This window comes from Bacillus sp. RZ2MS9, from assembly GCF_001816185.2.
GTDB classification, from domain to species: Bacteria; Bacillota; Bacilli; order Bacillales; family Bacillaceae_G; genus Bacillus_A; species Bacillus_A cereus.
In genome coordinates, this window is sequence record NZ_CP049978.1 from 514,309 (window position 1) to 540,000 (window position 25,692).

Below are 25,692 nucleotides of genomic sequence, written 5' to 3' on the forward strand. Positions count from 1 at the left end.
TTCAATAAAGGAGGAAGTAACATGGTAAAAGGAAGAATACATTCTGTAGAGTCTTGTGGTACTGTTGATGGCCCAGGGATTCGTTATGTCATATTTACACAAGGGTGTTTATTACGTTGTCAATATTGTCATAATGCTGATACGTGGGAAATCGGTAAAGGTAAAGAAATAACAGTTGAAGAAGTGATGCAGGATGTGACATGTTACCTTCCATTTATTGAAGCTTCCGGAGGCGGTATAACAGTTAGCGGTGGAGAGCCATTATTACAGCTAGACTTTTTAATTGAGTTGTTTAAAAAGTGTAAAGAGGCTGGTATCCATACAACAATCGACTCTTCTGGTGGTTGTTATTCTGAGGAACCAGAATTCCAAAATAAGCTAGATATTTTAATGGATTATACAGATTTAGTTTTATTGGATCTGAAACATATCGATTCCAAAAAGCATCGTAAATTAACAGGGAAACCAAATGAACATATTTTACAATTTGCTCGTTATTTATCGGATAAGAATAAACCGATTTGGGTACGACACGTATTAGTTCCTGGTGTTACGGATAATGAAGAGGATCTACAAAAACTATCTAGCTTTATTCAAAGTCTGTCTAATGTTCAAAAAGTTGAAGTGTTACCATATCATAAGCTTGGTGTATATAAATGGGAGGCGCTTGGACACAAGTATCCACTCGCAAATGTAGAACCACCTACTGAGAAAAATGTAGAACATGCTAAATATATTTTACAAGCGGTCTAATCCAAATATTGGATTAGGCTTTTTGCTTTCTTTACAATAAAATCTAGAGTATATATTGATAAAAGAGTATACTGAAAATAGAATATCCATAATTTTGTACGGAATAAATGGAGAAATTTACATAATTGTAAAGGGAAATCAAAATAGTAAAAAGAATTAAGAAGTAAAAGAGTGAGTATCATGGAATAGAGAACATTTGTAAGTTATTGCGAAAGCTCTTATAGGAAAGTATAATGTAAAGATATGAGCACAGATAGGATTAAGGGGTCAATCTTATATGCTTTGCATATCCACGACAGGTACATAGCTGAAAGGGAATTATTAGAATCTGTTTATGTAATTTTTAAGGAAAATGTTTTTCCTATTGTCGTATATGCAATATGGAGAAACAAAAAGCTAGGAGTGGATTTGTTTGATAAAAAACCCCAAGGTTTTAATATTAACTGCACATTACGGTAATGGTCATGTGCAAGTAGCAAAAACATTAGAACAAACATTTCGCCAAAAAGGAATTGAAGATGTTATTGTATGCGACTTGTTTGGAGAATCACATCCATTTATAACTGACATTACAAAATATCTATATTTAAAAAGTTATACAATAGGAAAAGAATTATATCGTTTGTTTTATTACGGGGTAGAAAAAATTTATGATAAGAAAATAGCATCTTGGTATGCGAACTTTGGAAGGAAACGTTTGAAAACACTTTTACAGGTGGAGAAACCAGATATTGTAATTAATACATTTCCAATTATCGCTGTACCAGAATTAAAGAAACAAACAGGTATTTCAATTCCTGTCTATAACGTATTAACGGATTTTTGCGTGCACAAAATATGGATTCATCGAGAAGTAGATCGTTATTTTGTTGCAACGGATCATGTGAAAGAATTGATGGTTGATATCGGTGTACCTGCGGAACAAATTGTTGAAACAGGAATTCCAATTCGGAGTAGTTTTGAGTTAAAGGTAAATCCAGAAATCATATATAATAAATATCAGTTATGTAAGAATAAAAAGATTTTACTAATTGTAGCAGGTGCTCATGGGGTATTAGGAAATGTAAAAGAACTATGCCAATCATTTATGTCAGTGCCTAATTTACAAGTAGTTGTCGTTTGTGGGAAAAATGAAGCTTTAAAACAGGATTTATTAAGTTTACAGAAGCAAAATTCCGATGCATTAAAAGTGTTTGGGTATGTTGAAAATATTGATGAATTATTCCGTGTTACTTCTTGTATGATTACGAAGCCAGGCGGAATAACATTAAGTGAAGCAGCAGCGTTGCAAGTACCTGTCATTTTATATAAGCCTGTTCCAGGACAAGAAAATGAAAATGCGATGTACTTTGAAAGAAAGGGAGCAGCAGTTGTCATTCGCGATGATAGTGAGGTTTTTGCAAAAACAGAGGCATTATTACAAGATGATGTGAAGCTTCTTCAAATGAAAGAAGCAATGAAAAGCATCTATCTTCCAGAGCCAGCTGGCCATATTGTAGATGCAATTTTGGCGGAAAATCATGCAGAACCGCGTCATATACCTATTAAATCACCTGCTCTTGCACAATCTTTTACTTAATATGAAACCCTCTTTGTATATGTAAAGAGGGTTCTTTATTATTTTTAAAGAAAATTTAGTGAGTTATCCACAAAAGGATTGCGCTTTCATTAAACAGTAAAGTCGGAATATTAACAACTATATCCACATTGTCCACAATTTTTAGAAAAATATCCACAATTAAAACAGCTGATATATGCTTTAATATAGAAAAATATTAAATGTTTTTGAAAATTACTAACAATTTCATCGGTTTTGTGGATAAAGTTGTCCACAGCAAAAAAGTCCCTTATGTATAAGGGGCTTTTTTGCTTACTTCTATCAGTCGAGAAAATTATGTAATGAAAATGAATAATTAGGGGGGAAACTTCTAATTATTCATTTTCACTTTAAATGCTTTTCGAGCGATATCCTGCTGCACGATCTGCTTTTTGAAATTCGCGTTGATAGAGAACTTCTTGTGTACTAGATAATGTGTTTTTTGCTTTATCACGTTTCTTTTTATCCATTACAAATCACCTCGTGTCTTAAAGTTACTATTTATCGTTTCCAAAGACATGAGGGGATATACGCATATGGAAAATGTTAACGATTGATTATCATTTCAGAAAATTTAGATTACGCTTCTTTTAATTGATGAGCATCTTGGAAGGTTGTATCTCGCATTGTAGCAAGTGTGTATTGATCTTTTGGAATTTCATATAAGTTATACACTTCTTCGTTTGCGTTAATTTCATCATATACGGCTTTTCTTGTTTCGTTTGCTAGATTCACATATTGCAGTTTTTCTGCAGCTTTAATAGAACGAATATTTATTTTACGAATACGCATGAAAATTGTTTCAATATCTAATTCATAGAAAAGTTCACTAAAAAATGAATCTTTCGCCAATTTGTTATAGCCTTTTCCATGATATGGTTTGCCAAGCCATGTCCCGAGAAATCCAGCTTTTTCTTGCACATCAAATAAAGTAATTGTTCCGATAGGGTTACCCCATTCATCTAAAATTGTGCGTGAAATTAATTCACCACGCTCTTCAGCTTCAATCGTTTGTTTCGTTAAGAATAAATATTCTTCATAAGAATAAGCCTTTTGACGCACAAAAGGGAAGACAGCTGGATCCACCATTAACTCGTATAGAACGTGGCTGTCGTGTAAGTCGCGTTTTTTCAACATACTAACTCCTCCTCACACGAGGGTAGCATGACGAAAAAACACCCCACCCTCGAAATTTTTATATCAATCTTTAAAAAATTTCGGGGTGGGAATCGAACCCACTAGAACCAGTTTCTAACGCTGGTGGCGCACCATTTGCCTTCCCCATTCATCAATTTGAAAATGATAATCACGACACAAATTGATTATGGTTTCATTCAGTTTATAATCGTATAATACTTTATCTAGTCAAAAAAATAAACTAGTTTTTTTTATTTTTTTTGTAAATTATTTTTCCATCAATCATAGTTAGTACAGGCTTGGCTAAATAATGGAAAGGATGATGAGTCCATAGCACGAGATCGGCGTCTTTTCCAACTTCGATGCTTCCAATTCTATCCTCTAAACGCAAATTTCGTGCTGGGAATATGGTGATTCCTTCTAGTGCTGTTTTCTCGTCTAACCCTTCTCTTACTGCAACAGCAGCGCAAACATTTAAATATTGAATGGGTGTATAAGGATGATCTGTTGTGATAGAAACTTCCACACCATTTTTTGATAATATATGGTAAGTATCCCATGTTTTATTTTTTAGTTCGATTTTAGAACGGCGTGTCAGAGTGGGACCAACTGAAACCTTCAAATTGTGTTTTGAAAGTTCTTCAACAATAAAGTGTCCTTCTGTGCAATGTTCAATACGTAAATCGAGATTGAATTCTGTTGCAAAGCGTAGAGCAGAACTAATATCATCTGCTCGGTGAGCGTGGATACGTACGGGTATTTCACGACGTAATGCTTTTAAAATAGGAAGCATTCGAAAATCAGCTTCGTGCCCGTAGTGTTGTGCTTCATAGAATGATTCCCGAAGTAACCCCATAATCCCCATACGTGTAATGGATTCTTTTGTTCCATTACTATGGACTTTTTTAGGATTTTCTCCAAAGGCAATCTTTAAACCAGCAGGTTCTTGAATAATCATATGATCAATACAAGTTCCAGCTGTTTTTATTACACAAGTAGTACCCCCGATAATATTTTGACTGCCAGGCATAACGTGAACGGTTGTAATTCCGTTTTGTACAGCGTCTTGAAAGGCAATATCTAAAGGATGGATTCCATCTAAAGAACGAATATGTGGTGTTGAAACTTCAGATGTTTCATTGGCATCATTTCCAGCCCAACCAGTACCTTCATCATAGAGACCAAGGTGAGTATGGACATCAATAAAGCCAGGTAAGAGATGGAGTGCTCGTGCATCTATAACGGTCATATCTTGAGTAGGTGGAATAAAAGGTTTGACCTCGGTAATTCGCTCTCCTGTAACGAGTACATCTCCTTGAAACTTTTGAGATGTAATAGGGTATACAATGGCTTGTTTGAGCAATATTTTCATAGGTACCTCATTTCTGTTACTTTATAATGCTAATGGAAGTTAAGGGAAAGTAACTGAAAGGTTATTTGTATGGTAATGCTTCGGATCCTAGAAAATGAAAGTTTTGAAAGAGCCCATGTAAAATTGTGTTTTAGAAGTACTACATTGTATGCGAAAGTATATTTTGTAATGCATGGTCTATTTCTGGAAATGTGTATTGGTATCCATGTTCAATTGCTTTAATGGGTAATACACGTTGCCCTTCTAGTACAAGTATGCTCATTTCACCTAATAAAGTTTGAATGATAAAAGAAGGTACAGGCAACCAATGAGGCTTTTTCATTATAGTTGCAATGGTTTCTCCAAATTCCTTCATTCTTATAGGTGTTGGTGCTGTCATATTAAGAGGACCATCAATTTCTTTTTTGTGTATAATGAAATCCATCATACGAACGACATCGTCTATATGAATCCATGATAACCATTGCTTCCCAGAACCAATGGTGCCGCCGATATAGAATTGATAGGGAAGTAGCATTTTTGGAAGAGCTCCTTCATTTGCACCTAATACAACTCCAAATCTTGCGTAGATTGTTCGTATTCCGAGAGAACGTGCTTTAGATGCTTCTTGTTCCCATGAATATACTGTATTTGCTAAAAAGTCATTTCCAGGAGTCTCATGCTGTTCTGTAAAAGACTCTATTTCAGACGTTCCATAGTATCCAATAGCACTTGCGTTAATAAATGTGTGTGGCTTTGTATGGAGTCCCTGCAATTGTTTAATGAGTCCTTTTGTTGTTTGAATTCTACTGTTTAAAATGGCTTTCTTTTGTTGCTTTGTCCATCTACTATTAATAGACTCTCCGGCTAGATTAATAACTACATCAATAGAAGAGAGGGGGAAGGTTTGTAAATCTGGTGTCCATTGAACATACTGAAGGTTAGGATCGGAAGTTTCAGTAGTTTTTTTTCGTGTGAGAATGTAAACAGTATATCCTTTTTGAATAAAAAAAGTAGAAAGGGATTTGCCGATAAAGCCTGTACCACCAGAAATTGCGATTTTCACAAGTATTTCCTCCTCATTATATATATTCTTGAAAAGAAAAAATGTTCCTCGACTATGTTAAAATAATAGAGAGGTGAGAGTATGGCTGTCATTACAAAAATAGAAGTACAAAAACGATCGAAAGAACGATTTAATATTTATATTGATAAAGGTCAAGGCGAAGAGTACGGATTTAGTGTGGATCAAGTAATCTTAATAAAACATGGATTACAAAAAGGCTTAGAAATTGATGAAATCGAGTTAGGAAATATTTTGTACAATGAAGAAGTGCAAAAAGCATATTTACAAGCAATCTCCTATTTATCCTATCAAATGAGAACAAAACAAGAAATAGAAGATTTTTTACGAAAAAAAGAAGTGGGACAGGCCATCATCTCTGAAGTCGTTTCGAAATTATTACATGACCGATATATTAATGATAAAGAGTATGCTGTTTTATATACGCGAACGCAAAGTAATGTGAATCGAAAAGGTCCAACTGTTATTAAAAGAGAGTTATTAAATAAAGGTGTTCAGGATTTAATTATTACACATAGTTTACAAGAATATCCGAAGGAAAAGCAAATTGAGAATGCCTTGTTTCTCATAGAGAAGAAGAAAAAATCTTATCAAAAACATTCTTTTTTACAAATGAAACTAAAGTTAGATGAGATGCTTGTTCGAAAAGGATATTCTAGAGAAGTAATTCAAATTTGTTTGGAAGAATTGAAAGACGAAAAAGATGACGAAAAGCAACAAGAAGCGTTACACTATCATGGGAATAAATATTATGAGAAATATAAGAAGCATGATGGATGGACATTTGAAAACAAGATGAAACAAGCGTTATATCGAAAAGGATTCTCTATTGATGAAATCGAGATATTTTTGCAAATGAAACGCGAAGAGGAATGAGGAGAATAAGATGAATATGCCAAAACGCTACAGTGAAATGACACCGCATGAGCTAAGGGAAGAAATTGGCGCTTTGAAGGAGCAAGCAGTAAAAGCTGAGCAGCTTGGGATTGTCAATGAATTTGATGTATTAATGAGAAAAATGGCAATGGCTCGTGCTTATATGACGGATATAAACAAATTCCGTATTGGTGAAACATATGAATTAGTAGAAGAACCTGGTGTATTATTTAAAATTACGTATTTCAATGGGGTATTTGCTTGGGGATATAAGCAAAATGATAATGAAGAGATTGGCATACCAATTTCCTTATTGCAAGAAAAATAAAAACCAGAGAGCATATCTCTCTGGTTTTCATCTTTGGTAGGCGTTAAAGGAGATAGGAGATTCTAAAATTGGCGTTTTTTACATTCATTTGCCAATATAATGAGAGACTGGGTTTGTTGCGTCTGTCCGTTAACTTGCGCTTTCGCATGTTTTGGACGAGTCCACGTATGGTTAAATAATTCAGAACGACTATCTAAGCGATCACGGTAGCTCATCTTTATCACCTCGTGTAGGAAGTTAATTTAATTTGTATTACTCTTCCTGCTGATTTGCAGCACGCATACGTTCTTGTGGGTGCGTGTTAATTGTGCCGTTAGGTCGTTTCGAAGCGAAGCGTGATTTCGCTTTCGGTTGACCGTCGATTTTGCTGTTGTTTTTTGACTCAGACCAAAATTCGGCTTGTTTACCCATTACGAACGCCCTCCTCATTATCGGTTGATACCTCTTTAAGAAGTATCAATTATAGAATGTGCAAAATTGAAGAAACTATCCTTTAGAAATGAAGGGATAAATAGGTAAAAGGAGATTATAATATGAATGATATTTATGAAACATTAACGAAAGAATTATTAGACAAGAATGACAAGCTTTCTTACGCACAAGCTCGTGCGTGGGTTGAGTTACTATGGGAAGATTTTCAAACAACTTATGCAAAATCAGGTCGTTATCAAGGCGATGAAATGACGGAACAAGTGGTACGATCATGGATTAATAATCATGGTGTACGCCTTCATGAAATGCGTACAAATAATCCGAAGTATAGTCATTTAATTAATCAAGAAGATCATTTGAAACATTAAAAAAAGCGACTTAAGTCGCTTTTTTTTAATGTGGAAGTAATTCCAGTTTTTTTCGAAGCTTTTCTTCACTAAAGATCCATCCTGTATAGGAACTAATAATATTTAAATTGTGGTCGAGCTGAACGATTGCAACAAATGGATAATAATCTTTACTTCGATATCGTAAATCAATGAATCGTACTTCATAATAATGGTCATGATCAAAAATATCCCAGCGATATACAGGAGAGAAAGATAGAAAGGCCGAGATGTTTTCATCTTGTTTAGCTGCTCGCATAATATTATTGTCTGGGAACGGTACCCGATCGAACTTATCATATATCATGATGTTACCACGGTGCCATCTCGCAACGTAGTAATAATCAGCCGTAACGATTGCTAAATGGTAATGGTAAAATCGGTAAGAAGGAGAAATGATAATCTTTTCGACATTTTTGAAACGTTTGTGTACAACGCTTCTTATATTTCTGTGCATCATAATCCGTCCGATATAGTAAACAATCATTAATATATATGCCGCTAAAGCTGTATATCCCTTATGAGAACCGACGAGCATGCAAGCAATTGCAAGTATATGGATAAAGAAAATTACGGTGTCGAATGTATTAATCACGCCGAGTGCGACCCATTTTTTTGTGAAAGGCCGTAATGCTTGTGTACCATAGGCATTGAAAATATCTACAAAGACGTGAAGGAAGACAGCAATAAATGACCAAAGCAGTAGATGAAGATATGGAGCGTCTGAAAAGAAGGCGAAAGAGATGCCACTTATAAGGAATGACCAAAGAATTACCGCAGGAATAGAATGAGTAATTCCACGATGATTTCTTATATATTTAGCGTTATTACGCAATTTTAAAACTGTGTCAATGTCAGGAATGTTGGAACCAGCAATTGTAGCAAGCATAACAGCTTGGGGGCCAATATCACTTTGTGCTATGGCTGGATCTAATGTTGCTAAGCTACCTAAAGTGATACCCATAACAAGGTGAGTGGCTGTGTCCATAGAAATCCACCTCCGTTTTTTATTAATGTAACTCTTTTTATTCGATACCTCAAGTCCTTTGCCTTCTATTTCCTGTATCATCTTACTTAAATTTTTTCCTAAAATCTTTATAATAGTACTTATATGCAAAAAAATGAGGGGGATCAAGTTTGACACTTGAAATACTAAACAATTTTAATATAGAGCAGTTTCAAAATGATTTAATTGGTTGGTTTGAAGAAGAACAGCGCGACTTACCATGGAGAAAGAATAAAGATCCATACCGCGTTTGGGTTTCTGAAATTATGTTACAGCAAACAAGAGTAGAAGCTGTAAAACCATATTACGCAAATTTTATGGGGAAGTTTCCTACACTTGAAGCGTTAGCGAACGCAGATGATGAAGAAGTATTAAAAGCATGGGAAGGTTTAGGATATTATTCTAGAGCACGTAATTTACATGCGGCAGTAAAAGAGGTAAAAGAAGTATACGGCGGAGTTGTACCAAGTGATGTAAAGAAAATTGAAAAGTTAAAAGGAGTGGGACCATATACAAAAGGTGCTATTTTAAGTATCGCATATGGTATACCAGAGCCGGCAGTTGATGGAAATGTTATGCGTGTATTATCTCGTATTTTATCAGTATGGGATGATATTGCAAAACCAAAGACTCGAAAAGTTTTTGAAGAGATTGTGCGTGAAATTATTTCAGTAGAAAACCCATCTTATTTTAATCAGGGATTGATGGAATTAGGTGCACTAATTTGTATTCCGAAAAATCCAGCATGCTTACTTTGTCCTGTACGTGAACATTGCAGAGGATATGCTGAAGGTGTTCAAAAAGAATTACCAGTAAAAAGTAAAGCGAAAGCTCCTAAAATGGTACCTATTGTTGCAGGTGTACTTCAAACTGAAGACGGTCGTTACGTTATTAATAAACGTCCAAGTACAGGTTTGTTAGCTAACATGTGGGAGTTTCCGAATGTGGAACTTGGAGAAGGTATTCGAAATCAGAAGGAACAGCTTATAGATTATATGAAAGAAAAATTTGAGCTCGAGGTTTCTATTGATGAATACGCAATGAATGTACAACATACGTTTACACATCGTACTTGGGATATATTTGTATTTTACGGAAAAATAACCGGTAATATTGTTGATACAGATACATTAAAATTTGTATCAAAAGAGGTATTTGAGCAATTACCTTTCTCAAAATCACACCGTACTATTTATGAAAATTGTGTGGAGAAAATTACAATGCAATAAACAAAAAAAGTGTTCCCAATCTAGGGAACACTTTTTTAATCGTAAGAAATTTTTGTCCCATGAGTCCAACTAGCTTCACCTTCTTGTAAGCCGCCTCTTGATTCGATTTCTACTACAATTTCTTTGTAAATACTTTGCCCTTCTACATTTAAATAAGGCAGAACCTGTTGTAGTGAGTGATGAAAATAAGCTAATTCATCTTCTTTCCATTCATTTTTTGAAATCATCGTTAGTTCAGTCATATCGCGTCCTATATACATATTTACACCTCCATTTTCTATAGTTTGAATGAGTAACAAAAGTTATATGCGGAAATTTTAAAAAAGAAAATTACGGATAGCTTCTAAGTGAATTGGTTACATTATTGATTGTGGAGGTGAGAAAGATGAGTAAAAAACAACAAGGTTATAACAAAGCAACTTCTGGTGCTAGCATTCAAAGTACAAATGCTAGTTATGGTACAGAGTTTTCAACTGAAACAGATGTACAAGCTGTAAAACAAGCAAACGCACAATCAGAAGCAAAGAAAGCACAAGCTTCTGGTGCACAAAGTGCAAACGCTAGTTATGGTACAGAATTTGCAACTGAAACAGACGTGCATTCTGTGAAAAAACAAAATGCTAAGTCAGCTGCAAAACAATCACAATCTTCTAGCTCAAATCAGTAATGAAAGAAAAACACTTCTCTAATTCGGGAGAAGTGTTTTCTTTTTGCGTGGATCGTTGTAATGAAAAGAAAGCGAACGACATAACTTCTAATAAGTCAACAAATGTAGTCAAAGGAGAAGGAAGTTAACAATTAGAATTATGTAATTAGGAATAATAACTGATGAATAAGTCCAAAAGGGGGTAAGTAATGAACGATTTTGATAAGTTGGTAGGGGAGCAATTAGAAACGATGGATGAGTTGTTAAAGTTACAAGCACATCTAGAGAAGTATCAACAAATCGAAATGAATGAAAAAGATACGTGCGATAAAAAAGAACTGCATTTTATCCGTCAGGAAATATATAGAACAGAAGTAGCGTTGAAGATGTTACATGAGAAATTTGAAGAACAAACGAATAGTGTAATTCAATCTTTTGCAACTGAAAAAATGATTTCAAATTTAGGGTAAGATATATTGTTATCTTCAGGTGAAAAGTCCTTCTTTGTATGGAAATAGAGAAGGGCTTTTTCTATTACATGTCCTCGCTTATAAATAATGCAGTACAATCCCTATCTCTTAAGAAGAGTTGGGGCATAGTATTCAACGATAAACCTCCTGCATATTCAATTTGAAAAATAGAGTCTTATCCCTTTAGTTTTAAAATTTCGACAAAAAAGTTATAATAGAAAAAAAGTGAATGCCGTTCAAAGGGCATTTGCAGTTGAAAGAAGGGAGCATATATGGGATTTCCCAAAGAAGGAGAAAAAGTACAAATACATAGTTATAAACATAATGGCTCCATTCATAGAATGTGGGAAGAAACAACAATTTTAAAAGGGACACAGAGTCTTGTAATCGGAGCGAATGATCGTACAGTAGTTACAGAATCGGATGGCCGAACATGGATTACTCGTGAACCAGCAATTTGTTATTTTCATGCCAACTATTGGTTTAATGTGATTGGGATGCTTAGGGAAGATGGCGTATATTATTATTGTAATTTAAGCTCACCTTTTGCGTATGATCCTGAAGCATTAAAGTATATTGATTATGATTTAGATATTAAAGTATATCCAGATATGACATATACGCTTCTAGATGAAGATGAGTATGAAAAACATAGTCAAATTATGCAGTATCCACCTGTTATTGATACAATTTTAAAACGAAATGTAGCACATTTAACACAGTGGATTCATCAAAGAAAAGGTCCATTTGCACCAGATTTCGTAGATATGTGGTATGAACGATATTTAATGTACAGAAATTAAAACAAACCTGCAGGGGGCTTCCCGGCAGGTTTGTCCTATTAGAGGGGGGATTATGTGCAAGGCATAAAAAGATATTTACAATTTGTTAAACCATATCGATGGCTTATTGCTATTACAATTATTATTGGACTAGTTAAGTTCGGTATCCCACTTATTATGCCGTGGTTATTAAAGTATATTATCGATGATGTAATTCAAGGCGCAGGCTCACTTCAAGATAAAACATCTCAATTAATAACAGCGATTGGAATTGCTTTTTTTATTTTTGCGGTATTAAGACCACCGATTGAATATTATCGTCAATATTTCGCCCAACGTATCGCAAATACAATACTATATGATTTGCGGAAGCATATTTTCGGTCACTTACAAAAGTTAAGTTTACGTTATTACTCCAATACAAAAACAGGGGAGATTATTTCGCGTGTCATCCATGATGTAGAACAAACGAAGGATTTTGTAATTACTGGTTTGATGAACGTCTGGTTAGATACTGCAACAATTGCTATTGCTATCATTGTTATGTTTTCTATGAATATAAAATTAACATTTGTTGCGTTATTGATTTTACCTATTTATGTAATTGCAGTGAAATATTTTTTCGGACGTCTTCGGAAATTGACGAAAGAGCGTTCACAAGCGTTAGCGACGATGCAAGGGTATTTGCATGAACGTATTCAAGGAATGCAAGTGACACGTAGCTTTGCGTTAGAAGAGTATGAGGGGAAGCAGTTTGAAAAAAGAAATAATGAATTTTTAACGAAAGCATTAACCCATACAAGTTGGACGGCAAGAACATTTTCGGCAGTAAATACGTTAACCGATTTAGGTCCGTTACTTGTGATTGGTTTTGCAGCACATGAAGTAATTCAAGGGCAGTTAACGCTAGGAACGATGGTAGCTTTTGTTGGATATATGGATAGTTTATATAGTCCGCTTCGCCGCCTTGTTAATTCATCCACAACATTAACACAATCTTTTGCATCGATGGACCGTGTGTTTGAACTGTTAGATGAAAAATACGATATTGTTAATGTACCAAATGCGGTACAAACGAAAAAATTAAATGGAGAAATTGTATTTGACAATGTTTCTTTTCGTTATAATGCAGATGAAAAAGAGATATTACACAATTTGTCATTAACTATGCAGCCTGGAGAGAAAGTAGCGCTTGTAGGAGCGAGTGGGGGGGGAAAGTCATCTCTTGCTAGTTTGATCCCGCGTTTCTATGATGTTTCTGAAGGCGCGGTTTATGTAGATGGCATAGATGTAAGAAAGTACAATATGAGAAATTTGCGTAGTCATATTGGAATTGTACTGCAGGATAATTTATTGTTTAGCGATACAATTGGAGCTAATATTTTATATGGGAATCCGAAAGCTACAGAGAAAGAAGTGATTGCAGCTGCCAAAGCTGCACAAATTCATGATTTTATTATAGACTTACCAGATGGTTATAATACTGTCGTTGGAGAACGTGGTGTGAAGCTATCAGGCGGGCAAAGACAACGCGTGGCAATTGCACGAGTGTTTCTAAAGAGTCCGTCGGTACTTATATTAGATGAAGCAACTTCAGCATTAGATTTAGAAAATGAAAGGTATATTCAAGAGGCGCTTCAGACGTTAGCTGCTGACCGGACAACGATTATAATCGCACATCGATTAGCGACGATTACGCATGTTGATACGATTATTTACATTGAAGACGGTGAGATTAAAGAGACTGGTTCTCATGAAGAGTTAATGCGAAAAAGAGGATTTTATTACAATTTATATCAACTTCAACATATAACAGAAACAGCTCCTTTACCATAAAAGGAGCTGTTTTTTTATTCGTCTTCTTTTTTATCATCGATTTGGAGTTCTTTTTCTGGTTTATGATATGTGTAGAAGCTATCTACAAGCAAATCTAAATGCTCTACTTCTTCGCTATAGTTAATGATGGAAGAAATAAGAGGGAAGAGATGTAACCATGTTTTATATGCTTCTTCATCGTCCTTATTTTGATATTCCATAAAGATATCAATTAATTCTTGTTTACCTGTTTCAACTTCATCAAGCATTTCAACTGATTGTTGTTTTTTTGCTTTACCAATAAATTTTAATAAAACTTGTTCATGATAATGCGTTAATGAGTCAAGTTCATTTTGGATAGATTCCTGAAATTCTTCCGGCATATAGCGCAGTTCATTTTCAGTACGGTGTAATGATTTTAACGTACTTAAAGCACGGCTTGTTGTCGCTAACATTTGTCTGAATAAAACGAGCTTACGAATTTTTGCGAACTTTACTTTTTTCGTATAGCTTCTTTCTTCTTTATACAGCAAATAGTAATGATTTAGTTTAATCATTTTTTCTTTCATACGATCAATATCAGTTTTTAGCGTTGTAAAATCAGAAGCCTGCCTGCTATTCATTCGAATCCATTTTACAATTTCTTCTGTATTATCAACGATACGATGATAAAGTTTTGTTTCATATTTTGGCGGCATAAATACTAAATTTACAAGTGAAGCCGCAATAATACCAATCATAATCGTCGCAAATCGAAGTAAGGCAAAACTAAAGAAATCTTCGCCTTGATACTCCATAATGGCGATAACTGTTACTAAAGCAATTGATATTGTGTTTTCTAATCGTAATTGTAATGTAAGAGCAATTACTAATATACATGTTAATCCAATAATAAAAGGATTATGTCCAAAAGCAGTAGCAAATGCGATAGCAAATATCGCACCAATTACATTTGCTTGAATTTGTTCAAGTGCTGTTAAATAAGAACGGTATACAGACGGTTGAACAGCAAAGATAGCTGAAATTCCCGCAAATACCGGACTCGGTAATTGAAGTAAAATACAAGCAAATAAAGCTAACGTGATGGCAATACCCGTTTTTAAAATGCGAGCACCAAGTTTCATACCCTTAATAAGATCCTTTCTCTTGTCATAATGAATGTACAACATGATACTATACATTCATTACAATATGTTAGCAAGTGATATTTTAGTGACGTTAAAAGAAATTAGTGTTCATTTTATCCCGCTAATTGTGAGTAGTAAGATTCCTGCCTCAAAAATTAGAAGCTAGATGCCGGTAAACGCTCGATTGGTGTAGGCTAATTAAAGTTTCACTTTATAATTTTTCCTAATTCCTTTTAAACATCAGTTTTTAGTAAAAAAACCTGCTGAATTTCAGCAGGTCTCAAATTGTTACTATAGATTACTATGAGAAGCGTACTTCGTCAATTTTTTCTTAATAATGAAAATTACTCATTTTACTCTGTTGAGATAGATGGGTCTGCCTGTTCTTTTTTCGGGATAATCTCAAAAAACTGGTTCTGTATATCATCTAATAATGCTGTTAATAAAGCAACTTCCTCATATTGCTCATGTTCGTTTAGTACACGAATATAGTCTAGCAATAATTCAGTTACATCTTTCAAACCATTTTTACTAATTGGTTGTAATGTAACATTTGCCCCTTTTGCAATTCTTCTTTTTAAGGCCTGTTCTGTTAGGCCTAAGTTTGAATCATGACGCAAATAAACAACACCGCCAGTCATGCCAGCGCAAATCCATGGACCAGGGTCACCTAAAACAAGCGCTCGCCCATTTGTCATATATTCAAAAGCAAAACCTTTAATATTGGAGTATGCCCCTATATTTCCTTGCTCTTTTTCACGGAGTGGTTTTGTTATTCTACCTCCAATTATCATGTCTGCCCCAGAAAGGCGAATGCCAGCGCGAGCATCAGCGTTCCCTTGCACGTATAGTGCCCCTTTTTGTGCACCATATCCAAATCCTTTTCCGACAGAACCGTTATAATATACTCCGTCTTTTCCTTTTGATTTCGTTATATAAATCCCACCACCAAAGGAAGTTTTACCAATGCCATCTTGTGCGCCCCCATTTACGTGTATAAATAAATTTTCACTATTGTAAGCGCCTAACCCATTTCCGGGAATAGAACCATTCGTATACTTTAATGTAAGTGGTTCAAGTTGAGTAGCTTCATATAGTTTACTGCGAACGCGATAACATGATTCTAGACCACCCATAACGCGTTGCTCTACACCAACGCCTACTAATTCTTTTGAGTCAGCGGAATGAACTGTCTTAAATTGTTTTTCTGGTACACCATCTGTTGTTGTAACAGATGGATGTTCTATTATTTGTAATAAATTACGTAAGTTTAATAAATTTTCGCCTCGAACTTGCTCTAATAAATCAGAACGCCCAACAATTGCTTGTAAATTTGTATACCCAAGCTGTCCTGTTAATCGTTTTAGTTCTATACCGAAAGAGGTGAATAAATTTAGCAGGCCAGTAACTGCGCTTTCTAATTCGCGTGGGACGAAGCGGCGTAACCCATGTTCCTTTGCTTGTGCTTCAGACTCGATTTGTGTTGCAATTCCGACATGGCAAGTATCTAGATGACACCCACGGCAAGTAGTGCAGCCGATTGCAATCATTGATAGTGTGCCAAATCCAATACGGTTTGCTCCGAGAAGCATGATTTTCAAGGCATCATTTACACTTCGAATACCACCATCTGCCCAAATCTCTACTTTATGTCTCATGCTCGCTTCTAATAAAGCGTTGTGAGCGGCTTTAACACCAATTTCTACAGGAAGACCTACATGTTGCAAGGCGTGAATACGTGCAGCACCTGTTCCGCCATCGAATCCGCTAATGTTAATAAAATCAGCACCAGCTTTGGCGATACCGACAGCAATTGTTCCGATATTAGGAACGACAGGGACTTTCACGGCTACTTTGGCAAGTTGATTAGCTGTTTTAATTTCCGTAATCATTTGAGCTAAATCTTCAATTGAATAAATATCATGGTTATTAGAAGGTGAAATTAAATCTGAGCCAATTGTCGCATTACGTGCTTCAGCGATTTTGGCTGTTACTTTTGAACCAGGTAAATGCCCACCTTCCCCAGGCTTTGCGCCTTGACCAATTTTGATTTCAATTAAGTTCGATGAGTTTAGTAGTTCGGCATTTACTCCAAATCGCCCAGATGCCACTTGTTGTCCACGTGTATGTGGATATTTTCCAATCATATCTTTAATTTCGCCGCCTTCACCGTTCAAGCTAATCATATTTAGCTGATCGGCCGCTTCTGCATATGCGCGAAAGGCAATTTCGTTTTGAGAACCAAATGACATAGAACTAATAATAAATGGAAAATCATGGTTTTTAATGCCGATAGATACTTCTTCAGTTGGAACGACATGTTTTGTTTGTTTCGTTTGAACAAGGTGTCTGATTGCGGTGGGATTATTCTCTTCTAGTTCACTTAACTTGTCACGGTAATCATCATAAGAATTTCCTTTTGCAACATCGCCGATTGCTTTCCAAATTCGCGGGAATATATGAAATGATTTTCGCATTCTAATTTTAGGATTGTTATAATCATCCGCTCGCATTTTTGCATCTTCAGCAAGTGATTCAAGTGAAAAAGCTAAATCATTTGAACCGAAGAAATTTGTAATCTGTAATATATTTGCGATTTCTTCATGTAACCCAATAGATGAATAGAGACGTCCGTAACCACGTAACTCATGAATTCCAATTGTTGAAATGACTTTTTCTAATCCTTTATTAAGTGCATTATACAGATTCGTAATTGGTGTTTTTGTTCCATCATTTACAGTCGCGAATAATAAATATGGATTAATACTATCTGCTCCTAATCCATATAGCGTGACAATGTCATGTAAGGAGCGAAGGGCACCAGAACGTATAACGAGAGAACAATTGCGGCGTAATTTATTTTCACTTAATGCTTGATGTACTTTAGCAGTAACTAAATGTGGATCAATCCACAATCTTTCATTTAGATGGGCTTTTGCGTCATCTAATACTAGTAGGGAAGCACCATTGTTAACAGCAGCTATCGCTTCAGAACTAATGCGGCTTAATGCACATTGTAGAGTTTCTGACGAGCTGAATGTAGCAGAGATTGTGGCGATAGAGTTATGAGTTTTAAATAGCTCTATGAGTTGTTCGTACGTAATTGTGTGTAATTCCTCTGCAATAGGTTGTGCCACGCTGCCTTCTAAAATAATTGGTGAAAGCATTTCAACTACAAATGGCCGTTTTGCGCCACTTAATAAACTTGGACGCTCTCCAAGTACAGTACGTGTAGAGAAGTGTTCAATTTCACGGTCACGGTCAATTGCAGGGTTTGTAACAACAGCTACACTTTCTTTAATGAAGTCAGCGATATTTCGTCTATCAGTATCAAGTGCGGCAAGTGGTGAGTCATGCCCAAGTGAGCGTATTGGCTCAACGCCTTTTGTTGCCATCTGTTCAAGGAGTTGAATATGTTCTCGGTCCCATCCGAAAGCGACGTATTGTTTCGTTTCAACTTGAACAGAATCACATAGCCCTTGGATTTTTTTTGTTTCAGGGATAGATAAATTTAAATGGTAATTGGTAGTATCAATTCGCTTTTTAAAACGGTTATATACTTGGATTTGATATTTGTCATATTCATAAAGAACAAGTTCATCTTGTTCATTCCATTTTAATCCGACTTTTTCTCCAGGAGCGAGTGGTTTTGGTTCTGCTACATATTTAGTTGGTGATACAACTCCAGGTTCAGAAGAGAAAATATAAGAGCTCTCTGTCTCTACTTTCCATACTGGGCGTAATCCAAGGGAATCAACGCTGAAAACAGCTTCATCTTTAAAACGGGAAATGATGCCAGCTGGTCCTTGGGCAAAATGTCCCCATGCTTCACGTATATACGTATATAAATCTTGTAAAGGTGTTTCATAAAGTTTAATTTCATTAATAATTGGTGGGAATAGAATTTCCATTGCTTCAAATAAGCTGTAGTTGTATTGAACAAGTAGGGTTTCTAAGGTGCGGTTTAAATCTTGAGAGTCACTGCCTCCTGCAGTAAGTGGTACATCAATCATTTCAGCTTGATCGCGTAATTTCGCAATTGTGTTAATTTCACCATTATGTCCGAGAATGCTAAATGGTTGTACACGAAAAAAATTAGATAATGTATTAGTAGAGTAGCGGTTATGTCCTAATGTCATAGTTGAAGCGATAAGCGGATGTTGTAAATCATTATAGTAGGCAACAAGCGTATCACCAGCACCTAGAACTTTATATACAACATGATTACGACTTAATGAAGCAACATGAATTGCTTCGTTTTCCTCTATTTTTATTGTGACAGAAAATAATGTTTGCTCAATATTTGTAATTTCGTTTTCTGCGATAAGGGCAACTTGCCAAAATAAAGGTTCTTCTTGTTTACCAAGTGGACCGAGTGCATCTGAGTTTGTTACATCATCACTTTCGAAAATGATAGTAAAGTTTTTGTTGTTTAATTGCGTACGAATATAATCTTTTAAGGCAGTAATGTCTTCTTTTTTATTTAGAAAAAAATGTCCAACGATAAAGTGGGGATGATCCACAATCGTTGGATTATATCCGCTACTTTTTAGTTTTTCATTCCAAAGCGTTTTTGGTATATCAATGTGAATGCCGATGCCATCGCCCTCACCATTAATGAAACCAGCTCTATGATTCATTTTGACGAGTGATTGTATGCAAAGGTCAATGTTTTCTTTTGTAGCAATTTTTCGTTTCTCCATAACGGAAACGATTCCACACGCATCATGTTCTGCATTTCTATAATCTCGAAATAAAGACGGTGTCCATGTATTTTTTTTATTGAGCATCCGTCAATCCCCCCTCTTGTAAAAGTTAGAATAATCTTACTATTTAAGGTGCGAATCACCTTGTACACAGAGATAGTAATGCTGTAAAAGAATATAAAACAGATAATTATGAATAATTATACTATTAATACGGAATTTATGAAATAGAAAAAAGGAAAAAAGAAAGGTGAGCTTTCTTTTTTCCTTTTAATGACGGGATTATTTATTGTCTGCTAGGGCAGCAAATGCTCTGCCGACAGCTTCGATTGTATATTCAATATCTTCTTTTGTATGTTCTGTAGTTAAGAACCATGCCTCGTATTTAGAAGGTGCTAAGTTAACTCCTTCTTGAAGCATAAGCTTGAAGAATTTACCGAACATTTCACCGTCTGTATCTTGTGCGGCATCGTAATCTTCAATTGTATTTGTTGTGAAGTATACAGTTAAAGCACCTTTTAGACGGTTTAATGTAATATCGATATTATGTTTCGCTGCTTGCTCTAAAATTCCTTTTTCAAGCATTGCACCAAGTTCATCTAATCTCTCATAAAGCCCTTCTTGTTGAAGCACTTCTAGACAAGCGATACCTGATGCCATAGAAGCAGGGTTTCCTGCCATTGTACCAGCTTGGTATGCAGGTCCAAGCGGAGCAACTTGTTCCATAATTTCTTTCTTACCACCGTAAGCACCGATTGGTAAGCCGCCGCCAATAACTTTACCAAGCGCTGTTAAGTCAGGTGTCACACCAAGTAAGTCTTGAGCACCACCGTACATAAAGCGGAAAGCAGTAATAACTTCATCATAAATTACTAATGCGCCAGCTTCGTGAACAAGTTCATTCACTTTTTCAAGGAATCCTGGTTTAGGCTCTACAATACCGAAGTTTCCAACGATCGGTTCTACAAGGATAGCTGCTACTTCATGACCCCATTTATCTAAAGCCTCTTTTAAAGTTTCGACATTATTAAATGGAACGGTAATAACTTCTTGTGCAATACTTTGTGGTACGCCAGCTGAGTCAGGAGTTCCTAAAGTAGAAGGACCAGATCCAGCTGCCACAAGTACTAAATCAGAATGACCGTGGTAACAACCAGCGAATTTCATAATTTTTGTGCGACCTGTATAAGCACGAGCAACACGAATCGTTGTCATCACTGCTTCTGTACCAGAGTTTACGAAACGGACTTTATCTAATGCAGGCATTGCTTCTTTTAACATTTTTGCGAATTTTACCTCTAGCGCTGTTGGTGTTCCATAAAGTACCCCATTTTCAGCAGCTGTTGTAATTGCTTTTGTTATATGCGGATGAGCATGTCCAGTAATAATAGGACCGTATGCTGCTAAATAATCGATATATTTATTTCCGTCTACATCCCAGAAATAAGCGCCTTTCCCACGTTCCATAGCAACAGGAGCGCCGCCGCCAACTGCTTTAAAAGAACGAGAAGGACTATTAACACCGCCAACGATATGCTCTAAAGCTTCTTTATGTAATGCTTCTGACTTTGTGAATTTCACTACAATTCATCTCCTTACAAAAATCTATGTATTATTCTAACATGTTTTTCGAAAAGACGTATTGTTTGTGATAGCGAAGGCAGTTGGGTAAACTATTCGTTGTGACATTTAGGAGGGGGGTCCGATTATGAAATCGGTAATTGAGGTACAAGGGTTACGTAAAGAGTTTACAGCCTATTCAAGTCGTCCGGGCTTAAAGGGTGCATTTCGCGATTTATTAAATCGTAATTATAAAATAGTACCAGCAGTAAACGATGTATCTTTTACTGTAAAGCAAGGTGAAATGGTTGGTTATATTGGTGAGAACGGTGCTGGTAAATCAACAACAATTAAAATGCTTACGGGGATTTTAACTCCGACATCAGGGCAAATCACAGTAAATGGAATGAACCCACATAAACAAAGAGAAGAATTTGTAAGAACAATTGGTGTTGTTTTTGGACAGCGTTCGCAACTTTGGTGGGATATTGCAGTACAAGAATCGTTTCGTTTATTAAAGAAAGTATACGGTGTATCAGACGCTCAGTATAAGGAGCATATGGAGCACGTAATTGAAACGTTAGATATAGGGCCTTTATTAGATAAACCAGTTCGAAAATTATCTCTTGGTCAAAGAATGCGTTGTGAATTAGCGGCAGCCTTAATTCATAATCCACCGTTATTATTTTTAGATGAGCCAACAATTGGGTTAGATGTACTTGTGAAATTGAAAATACGTGAATTTTTAAAAGAAATGAATGAACGTTATAAAACAACAATTTTATTAACAACACACGATATTACTGATATTGAAGCTTTATGTGAGCGCGTTATCATGCTGGATGAAGGGAATATTATGTATGACGGTTCTTTAAGTAATCTTCGTACGCAGTGGGGAGCAGAGAAGGAAATTCACTTTCAGTTTGTTGCACCAGTTTCCTATCAGGCTTTATCAATGGTTATGCCAGATAATCATGTCGTTTGGTCGAAAGCGAAAGAGGAAAATGCATGGGTTGCAAAAATTCCGAATGAAGAAGTTATTATTTCAATGCTTATTTCTAAAGTAGTACAAGCATTTCAAATTAAAGATTTAAAAATTAACGAAGTGTCTACAGAGGAAATTATTCGTAACATTTATGAAGAAGGTATTACGCATGGGTAAGTATATTGAAATGATTCGAATTCGCTTTTTAATGATGCTTGCGTATCGTACAAATTACTATAGCGGGATTTTAATTTATACGATTAATATCGGTGCTTACTATTTTTTATGGCAAGCAATTTATAGCGGAAAAGAGAATATTGAAAGTTTATCTATTTCGCAAATGACCACGTATATCGCAATCGCGTGGATGGCACGTGCCTTCTATTTTAATAATATAGATAGGGAAATTGCGATGGAGATTCAAGAAGGACGTGTGGCTGTAGAATTAATTCGTCCGTATAACTATTTGGGAATGAAAGTTATGCAAGGTCTTGGCGAGGGAATATTCCGTTTTGTCTTCTTTTCCATGCCAGGCATGGTTATCGTTACGTTATTATTTTCGTTGCAAATTACAACGAATTTTCAAACTTGGTTATATTTCTTCTTATCTTTAATATTTAGCTTTATTATTAATACACAAATTAATTTAATGACGGGAATGCTTACGTTTTTCCTATTTAATAATAGTGGAATTATGTATGCAAAACGCGTTGTTATTGATTTATTTTCAGGTCTATTATTACCAATTAGTTTTTATCCGTTATGGGCCCAAAAAGCAATGATGTTTTTACCGTTTCAGGCTATTAGTTATATTCCAAGTATGATTTTTTCTGAAGGTATACAGGGGAGTAAGTTGTATGAGGCTTTAGTATTTCAAGTGATTTGGGCGATTGTACTTATTATTCCAATTGTACTCATGTGGAGAACGGCGAGAAAACGTCTAATTGTACAAGGGGGATGATGAGATGCTATATATAAACTTATTTTTACAATATGCAAGTCAATATATAAAAACGAAATTGGAGTATCGAGGCGATTTTATCGTTGGTTTACTTTCTGATTTATCGCTTCAAGCAGTTAATTTAATATTTATTCTCGTTGTATTTGGGCATACACAAGCATTGAAGGGATGGAGTCGAGAAGAGGTAATCTTTATTTATGGTTTCTTTTTAGTACCATTTGCCATCTTTTCAGCTTTCTTTAATATATGGGATTTTAATGATCGATACATTATTAAAGGGGAGATGGATCGTGTATTAACGCGACCGATCCATAGCCTATTTCAAATTATATTAGAAAGAATGGAACTTGAATCTTTAATTGGAGCTATTACAGGGATTGTTGTAATGGGATATGCAGCTGTGGAGTTACAATTATCTTTTTACTGGTATGATTTCTTCTTATTTATATTGATGGTAGGAGGAGGAGCACTTGTATATGGAGGGATATTTGTTACGTTGGCGAGCCTTGGTTTTTGGTCGGATGCGAAAAGTTCAATTATGCCTCTTATGTATAACATAGGTAATTACGGGCGCTATCCTGTTAATATTTATAATCGTGTAATTCGTTTCATTTTAACGTTCGTTTTACCGTTTGCGTTTGTTGGAGTATATCCAGCAGCATACTTTTTAAGAAAAACAGAATGGAATAGTTATGCATTTGCGACGCCAATTGTTGGTATTATCTGTTTTACGATTGCAATCACCCTCTGGAACCAAGGGGTAAAAAGGTATCGTGGCGCGGGTAATTAATTATAGAAGCTTGTTCGTTTCTAAGGGATAAATCAGTTCTCCACCTCATACATATAAAATGAGGTGGAGGACATGTTATGGGGATTTATTCTATTAATTGCAGCAATCGCTATTTTGAAAAGTGTCCAATTATTATGGAGTTCCTATTCAGATTCAACGCGTTTTTTTTCGCTCTATAATTTGGCCACATTATTTTTAATCTATACAACAGTACTAATCGCATTTGGATTAAGTTACGTTGTATTAGAGGAAATGGGTTTCGCAGTTTTGAAAGAGGATGGAGAAAGTTTGAACGCTCATTCTTTTCAACTCGTCGAAGTTTGTTTATATTTTAGCGCAGTTACTTTATTGTCTGTTGGATATGGTGACATATCTCCGATTGGAATTGGGCGATGGATTGCAATCGCAGAAGCGCTAATTGGATATACACTCCCTTTTGCTTTTGTGATGAGGTCTGTAATAGACAATGAAAAATAAGGAAGCATTTGTTATAGTAAAGGAAAAGAGTAGGAGTGATAAATATGATTACAGTAGGAGAAATGGCACCAGAATTCACATTAGAGGGAAGTAACGGAGAAGAAGTTTGCCTAGCTGATTTCCGCGGTAAAAATGTAGTTCTCTATTTTTATCCGAAAGATATGACGCCAGGATGTACAACTGAAGCATGTGATTTTCGTGATGCGTATGGAGTATTTCAAGAGAAGGATACGGTTATTCTTGGAGTAAGTCCTGATTCAGCGAATAGACATTTGAAATTCATTGAGAAACATGAATTGCCATTTATACTTTTAGTAGATGAAGATCATAAAGTAGCAGAGTTATACGATGTTTGGAAGTTAAAAAAGAACTTTGGGAAAGAGTATATGGGAATCGAGCGTTCTACATTCCTTATTAATAAAGACGGTGAACTTGTAAAAGAGTGGCGTAAAGTGAAAGTGAAAGGACATATTGAGGATGTTCTTTCTTATATAAAATAAATCTACATTGGAGATAAAATATGCAGAAACAAGGCAAGTGTCTATACATATTTTACTGCCTTACATAAAGTGGAAGTGTAGGGCATACCTCCTCAGATGATAGTATTCCAAGTGCGATTATGTCGCACTTTTTTCTATGGAATATATGAAGAAAAAAGGGAAAGATACATAAAAACAAGTCCTGAATATAAAAATAAACTACATACTTATAGTAGAAATATTGACGATTTATAAGAAAAGGAGTACACTCTTTATAAGAATTATAAAATAATAATCCGTATAGAATCGGGGTGCATGACGGTGGTTAAAGAAGAATTAAAAGAAGCGCTAGAAATGCTGAAAAATACGGGTGTACGCATTACTCCACAGCGTCATGCTATTTTAGAGTACCTTGTGGAATCAATGACGCACCCAACAGCGGATGATATTTATAAAGCATTAGAAGGTAAGTTTCCAAATATGAGTGTTGCAACTGTCTATAATAACTTACGTGTGTTTAAAGAGGTTGGACTTGTAAAGGAATTAACTTATGGAGACGCTTCAAGTAGATTTGATTATGTTACAAGTCAACATTATCATGTGATTTGCGAAAAATGTGGTAAGATTGTTGATTTTCCTTATGGAGGCTTGGAAAAGCTGGAAGAGGAAGCTGCGAAAACGACAGGCTTCGTTATCAATAGTCATCGCTTAGAAA

Annotated in this window: 27 protein-coding genes (1 of these 27 only partly in view); 16 read left to right on the plus strand and 11 right to left on the minus strand. The window is 35.5% G+C overall.

The annotated features are described in order from the left end of the window. Positions 1-21: 21 nt before the first annotated feature. Together pflA and BHV55_RS02640 are read left to right on the plus strand one after the other, a co-directional pair. Positions 22-753: a pyruvate formate-lyase-activating protein gene (gene pflA / locus BHV55_RS02635; RefSeq protein ID WP_000238467.1), complete on the plus strand. Its 732-nt coding sequence runs from the start codon at positions 22-24 to the stop codon at positions 751-753. Positions 754-1,165: 412 nt separating this feature from the next. Further along, positions 1,166-2,332 (plus strand): diglucosyl diacylglycerol synthase, encoded by a 1,167-nt coding sequence (locus tag BHV55_RS02640; RefSeq protein ID WP_000594688.1) that lies wholly within the window; start codon positions 1,166-1,168, stop codon positions 2,330-2,332. A 368-nt stretch (positions 2,333-2,700) separates the two neighbouring features. Here BHV55_RS02640 and BHV55_RS02645 read toward each other — a convergent pair whose 3' ends face one another. The 4 genes from BHV55_RS02645 to BHV55_RS02660 all read right to left on the minus strand — a co-directional run bounded on the left by BHV55_RS02645 (position 2,701) and on the right by BHV55_RS02660 (position 5,904). Further along, the gene (locus tag BHV55_RS02645; protein ID WP_000358482.1) at positions 2,701-2,820 is read right to left on the minus strand and encodes a YfhE family protein; all 120 of its coding nucleotides are present in this window, start codon (positions 2,818-2,820) and stop codon (positions 2,701-2,703) included. A 109-nt stretch (positions 2,821-2,929) separates the two neighbouring features. Then, on the minus strand, positions 2,930-3,487 hold the full coding sequence (locus BHV55_RS02650) for a GNAT family N-acetyltransferase (protein ID WP_000914737.1): 558 nt from the start codon (positions 3,485-3,487) through the stop codon (positions 2,930-2,932). Positions 3,488-3,728: 241 nt separating this feature from the next. Then, positions 3,729-4,859, minus strand: a complete 1,131-nt coding sequence (locus tag BHV55_RS02655) for an amidohydrolase (RefSeq protein WP_000698315.1) — start codon at positions 4,857-4,859, stop codon at positions 3,729-3,731. A 139-nt stretch (positions 4,860-4,998) separates the two neighbouring features. Continuing rightward, a complete protein-coding gene (locus tag BHV55_RS02660; protein WP_000684380.1) occupies positions 4,999-5,904 on the minus strand; it encodes a TIGR01777 family oxidoreductase in 906 nt (301 codons plus the stop codon). Positions 5,905-5,985: 81 nt separating this feature from the next. Here BHV55_RS02660 and recX point away from each other — a divergent pair, with 81 nt between their 5' ends. Both recX and BHV55_RS02670 read left to right on the plus strand, forming a co-directional pair. Next, complete coding sequence (gene recX, locus BHV55_RS02665; protein WP_000268502.1) at positions 5,986-6,798, plus strand: recombination regulator RecX; 813 nt, start codon at positions 5,986-5,988, stop codon at positions 6,796-6,798. Between the two features lie 10 nt (positions 6,799-6,808). Continuing rightward, entirely contained in the window at positions 6,809-7,126 is a 318-nt protein-coding gene (locus tag BHV55_RS02670) for a YfhH family protein (RefSeq protein ID WP_001057024.1), read from the plus strand. Positions 7,127-7,188: 62 nt separating this feature from the next. Here the strand turns inward: BHV55_RS02670 and BHV55_RS02675 are convergent, their stop codons facing one another. Together BHV55_RS02675 and BHV55_RS02680 are read right to left on the minus strand one after the other, a co-directional pair. After that, positions 7,189-7,341 carry a YpzG family protein gene (locus BHV55_RS02675; RefSeq protein ID WP_000122093.1) on the minus strand — a complete coding sequence of 51 codons (153 nt, stop codon included), beginning with the start codon at positions 7,339-7,341 and terminating at the stop codon, positions 7,189-7,191. A 37-nt stretch (positions 7,342-7,378) separates the two neighbouring features. Beyond that, entirely contained in the window at positions 7,379-7,537 is a 159-nt protein-coding gene (locus BHV55_RS02680) for a small, acid-soluble spore protein K (RefSeq protein WP_000517891.1), read from the minus strand. A gap of 122 nt (positions 7,538-7,659) precedes the next feature. On the opposite strand from BHV55_RS02680, the gene BHV55_RS02685 reads away from it, so the two are divergent. Continuing rightward, on the plus strand, positions 7,660-7,926 hold the full coding sequence (locus tag BHV55_RS02685) for a YfhJ family protein (RefSeq protein WP_000998166.1): 267 nt from the start codon (positions 7,660-7,662) through the stop codon (positions 7,924-7,926). 25 nt (positions 7,927-7,951) lie between these two features. Here BHV55_RS02685 and BHV55_RS02690 read toward each other — a convergent pair whose 3' ends face one another. Beyond that, the gene (locus tag BHV55_RS02690) at positions 7,952-8,932 is read right to left on the minus strand and encodes a metal-dependent hydrolase (RefSeq protein ID WP_000379106.1); all 981 of its coding nucleotides are present in this window, start codon (positions 8,930-8,932) and stop codon (positions 7,952-7,954) included. Positions 8,933-9,081: 149 nt separating this feature from the next. Here BHV55_RS02690 and mutY point away from each other — a divergent pair, with 149 nt between their 5' ends. Beyond that, complete coding sequence (gene mutY / locus BHV55_RS02695) at positions 9,082-10,179, plus strand: A/G-specific adenine glycosylase (RefSeq protein ID WP_000171394.1); 1,098 nt, start codon at positions 9,082-9,084, stop codon at positions 10,177-10,179. Between the two features lie 35 nt (positions 10,180-10,214). On the opposite strand, the gene BHV55_RS02700 is transcribed toward mutY, so the two are convergent. Further along, the gene (locus BHV55_RS02700; RefSeq protein WP_000275436.1) at positions 10,215-10,439 is read right to left on the minus strand and encodes a hypothetical protein; all 225 of its coding nucleotides are present in this window, start codon (positions 10,437-10,439) and stop codon (positions 10,215-10,217) included. A 125-nt stretch (positions 10,440-10,564) separates the two neighbouring features. On the opposite strand from BHV55_RS02700, the gene BHV55_RS02705 reads away from it, so the two are divergent. From BHV55_RS02705 to BHV55_RS02720, 4 genes are all read left to right on the plus strand, one after another. Continuing rightward, positions 10,565-10,846: a gamma-type small acid-soluble spore protein gene (locus BHV55_RS02705; RefSeq protein ID WP_000039046.1), complete on the plus strand. Its 282-nt coding sequence runs from the start codon at positions 10,565-10,567 to the stop codon at positions 10,844-10,846. Between the two features lie 188 nt (positions 10,847-11,034). Next, positions 11,035-11,295, plus strand: coding sequence for a YgaB family protein (locus BHV55_RS02710; RefSeq protein ID WP_000997575.1), 261 nt, complete (start codon positions 11,035-11,037; stop codon positions 11,293-11,295). Positions 11,296-11,567: 272 nt separating this feature from the next. Next, entirely contained in the window at positions 11,568-12,098 is a 531-nt protein-coding gene (gene ntdP / locus BHV55_RS02715; protein WP_000506624.1) for a nucleoside tri-diphosphate phosphatase, read from the plus strand. A 54-nt stretch (positions 12,099-12,152) separates the two neighbouring features. Beyond that, positions 12,153-13,913 carry an ABC transporter ATP-binding protein gene (locus tag BHV55_RS02720; RefSeq protein WP_048568179.1) on the plus strand — a complete coding sequence of 587 codons (1,761 nt, stop codon included), beginning with the start codon at positions 12,153-12,155 and terminating at the stop codon, positions 13,911-13,913. A 14-nt stretch (positions 13,914-13,927) separates the two neighbouring features. On the opposite strand, the gene BHV55_RS02725 is transcribed toward BHV55_RS02720, so the two are convergent. The 3 genes from BHV55_RS02725 to hemL all read right to left on the minus strand — a co-directional run bounded on the left by BHV55_RS02725 (position 13,928) and on the right by hemL (position 21,306). Beyond that, a complete protein-coding gene (locus BHV55_RS02725) occupies positions 13,928-15,016 on the minus strand; it encodes an aromatic acid exporter family protein (protein ID WP_000765787.1) in 1,089 nt (362 codons plus the stop codon). A 356-nt stretch (positions 15,017-15,372) separates the two neighbouring features. Then, positions 15,373-19,809, minus strand: a complete 4,437-nt coding sequence (locus BHV55_RS02730) for a glutamate synthase-related protein (protein WP_048568180.1) — start codon at positions 19,807-19,809, stop codon at positions 15,373-15,375. Between the two features lie 198 nt (positions 19,810-20,007). After that, positions 20,008-21,306, minus strand: coding sequence for a glutamate-1-semialdehyde-2,1-aminomutase (gene hemL, locus BHV55_RS02735; RefSeq protein ID WP_061140037.1), 1,299 nt, complete (start codon positions 21,304-21,306; stop codon positions 20,008-20,010). Between the two features lie 127 nt (positions 21,307-21,433). Between hemL and BHV55_RS02740 the strand changes: the two genes are divergently transcribed. The 6 genes from BHV55_RS02740 to perR form a co-directional block, all read left to right on the plus strand. Then, the gene (locus BHV55_RS02740; RefSeq protein ID WP_000843658.1) at positions 21,434-22,447 is read left to right on the plus strand and encodes an ABC transporter ATP-binding protein; all 1,014 of its coding nucleotides are present in this window, start codon (positions 21,434-21,436) and stop codon (positions 22,445-22,447) included. Further along, positions 22,440-23,231: an ABC transporter permease gene (locus BHV55_RS02745; RefSeq protein WP_048568182.1), complete on the plus strand. Its 792-nt coding sequence runs from the start codon at positions 22,440-22,442 to the stop codon at positions 23,229-23,231. Before BHV55_RS02740 ends, BHV55_RS02745 begins: the two co-directional genes overlap by 8 nt. A 4-nt stretch (positions 23,232-23,235) precedes the next feature. Then, complete coding sequence (locus BHV55_RS02750; RefSeq protein ID WP_000965772.1) at positions 23,236-24,021, plus strand: ABC transporter permease; 786 nt, start codon at positions 23,236-23,238, stop codon at positions 24,019-24,021. A 72-nt stretch (positions 24,022-24,093) separates the two neighbouring features. After that, positions 24,094-24,498: a potassium channel family protein gene (locus BHV55_RS02755; protein ID WP_000964343.1), complete on the plus strand. Its 405-nt coding sequence runs from the start codon at positions 24,094-24,096 to the stop codon at positions 24,496-24,498. A 44-nt stretch (positions 24,499-24,542) separates the two neighbouring features. Further along, positions 24,543-24,998, plus strand: coding sequence for a thioredoxin-dependent thiol peroxidase (bcp, locus tag BHV55_RS02760; protein WP_048568183.1), 456 nt, complete (start codon positions 24,543-24,545; stop codon positions 24,996-24,998). A gap of 300 nt (positions 24,999-25,298) precedes the next feature. Continuing rightward, positions 25,299-25,692 carry the 5' portion of a peroxide-responsive transcriptional repressor PerR gene (perR, locus tag BHV55_RS02765; RefSeq protein WP_000237829.1) on the plus strand. It continues 35 nt past the right edge of the window, so the window shows 394 of its 429 coding nt (coding positions 1-394); the start codon lies at positions 25,299-25,301; the stop codon falls past the right edge of the window.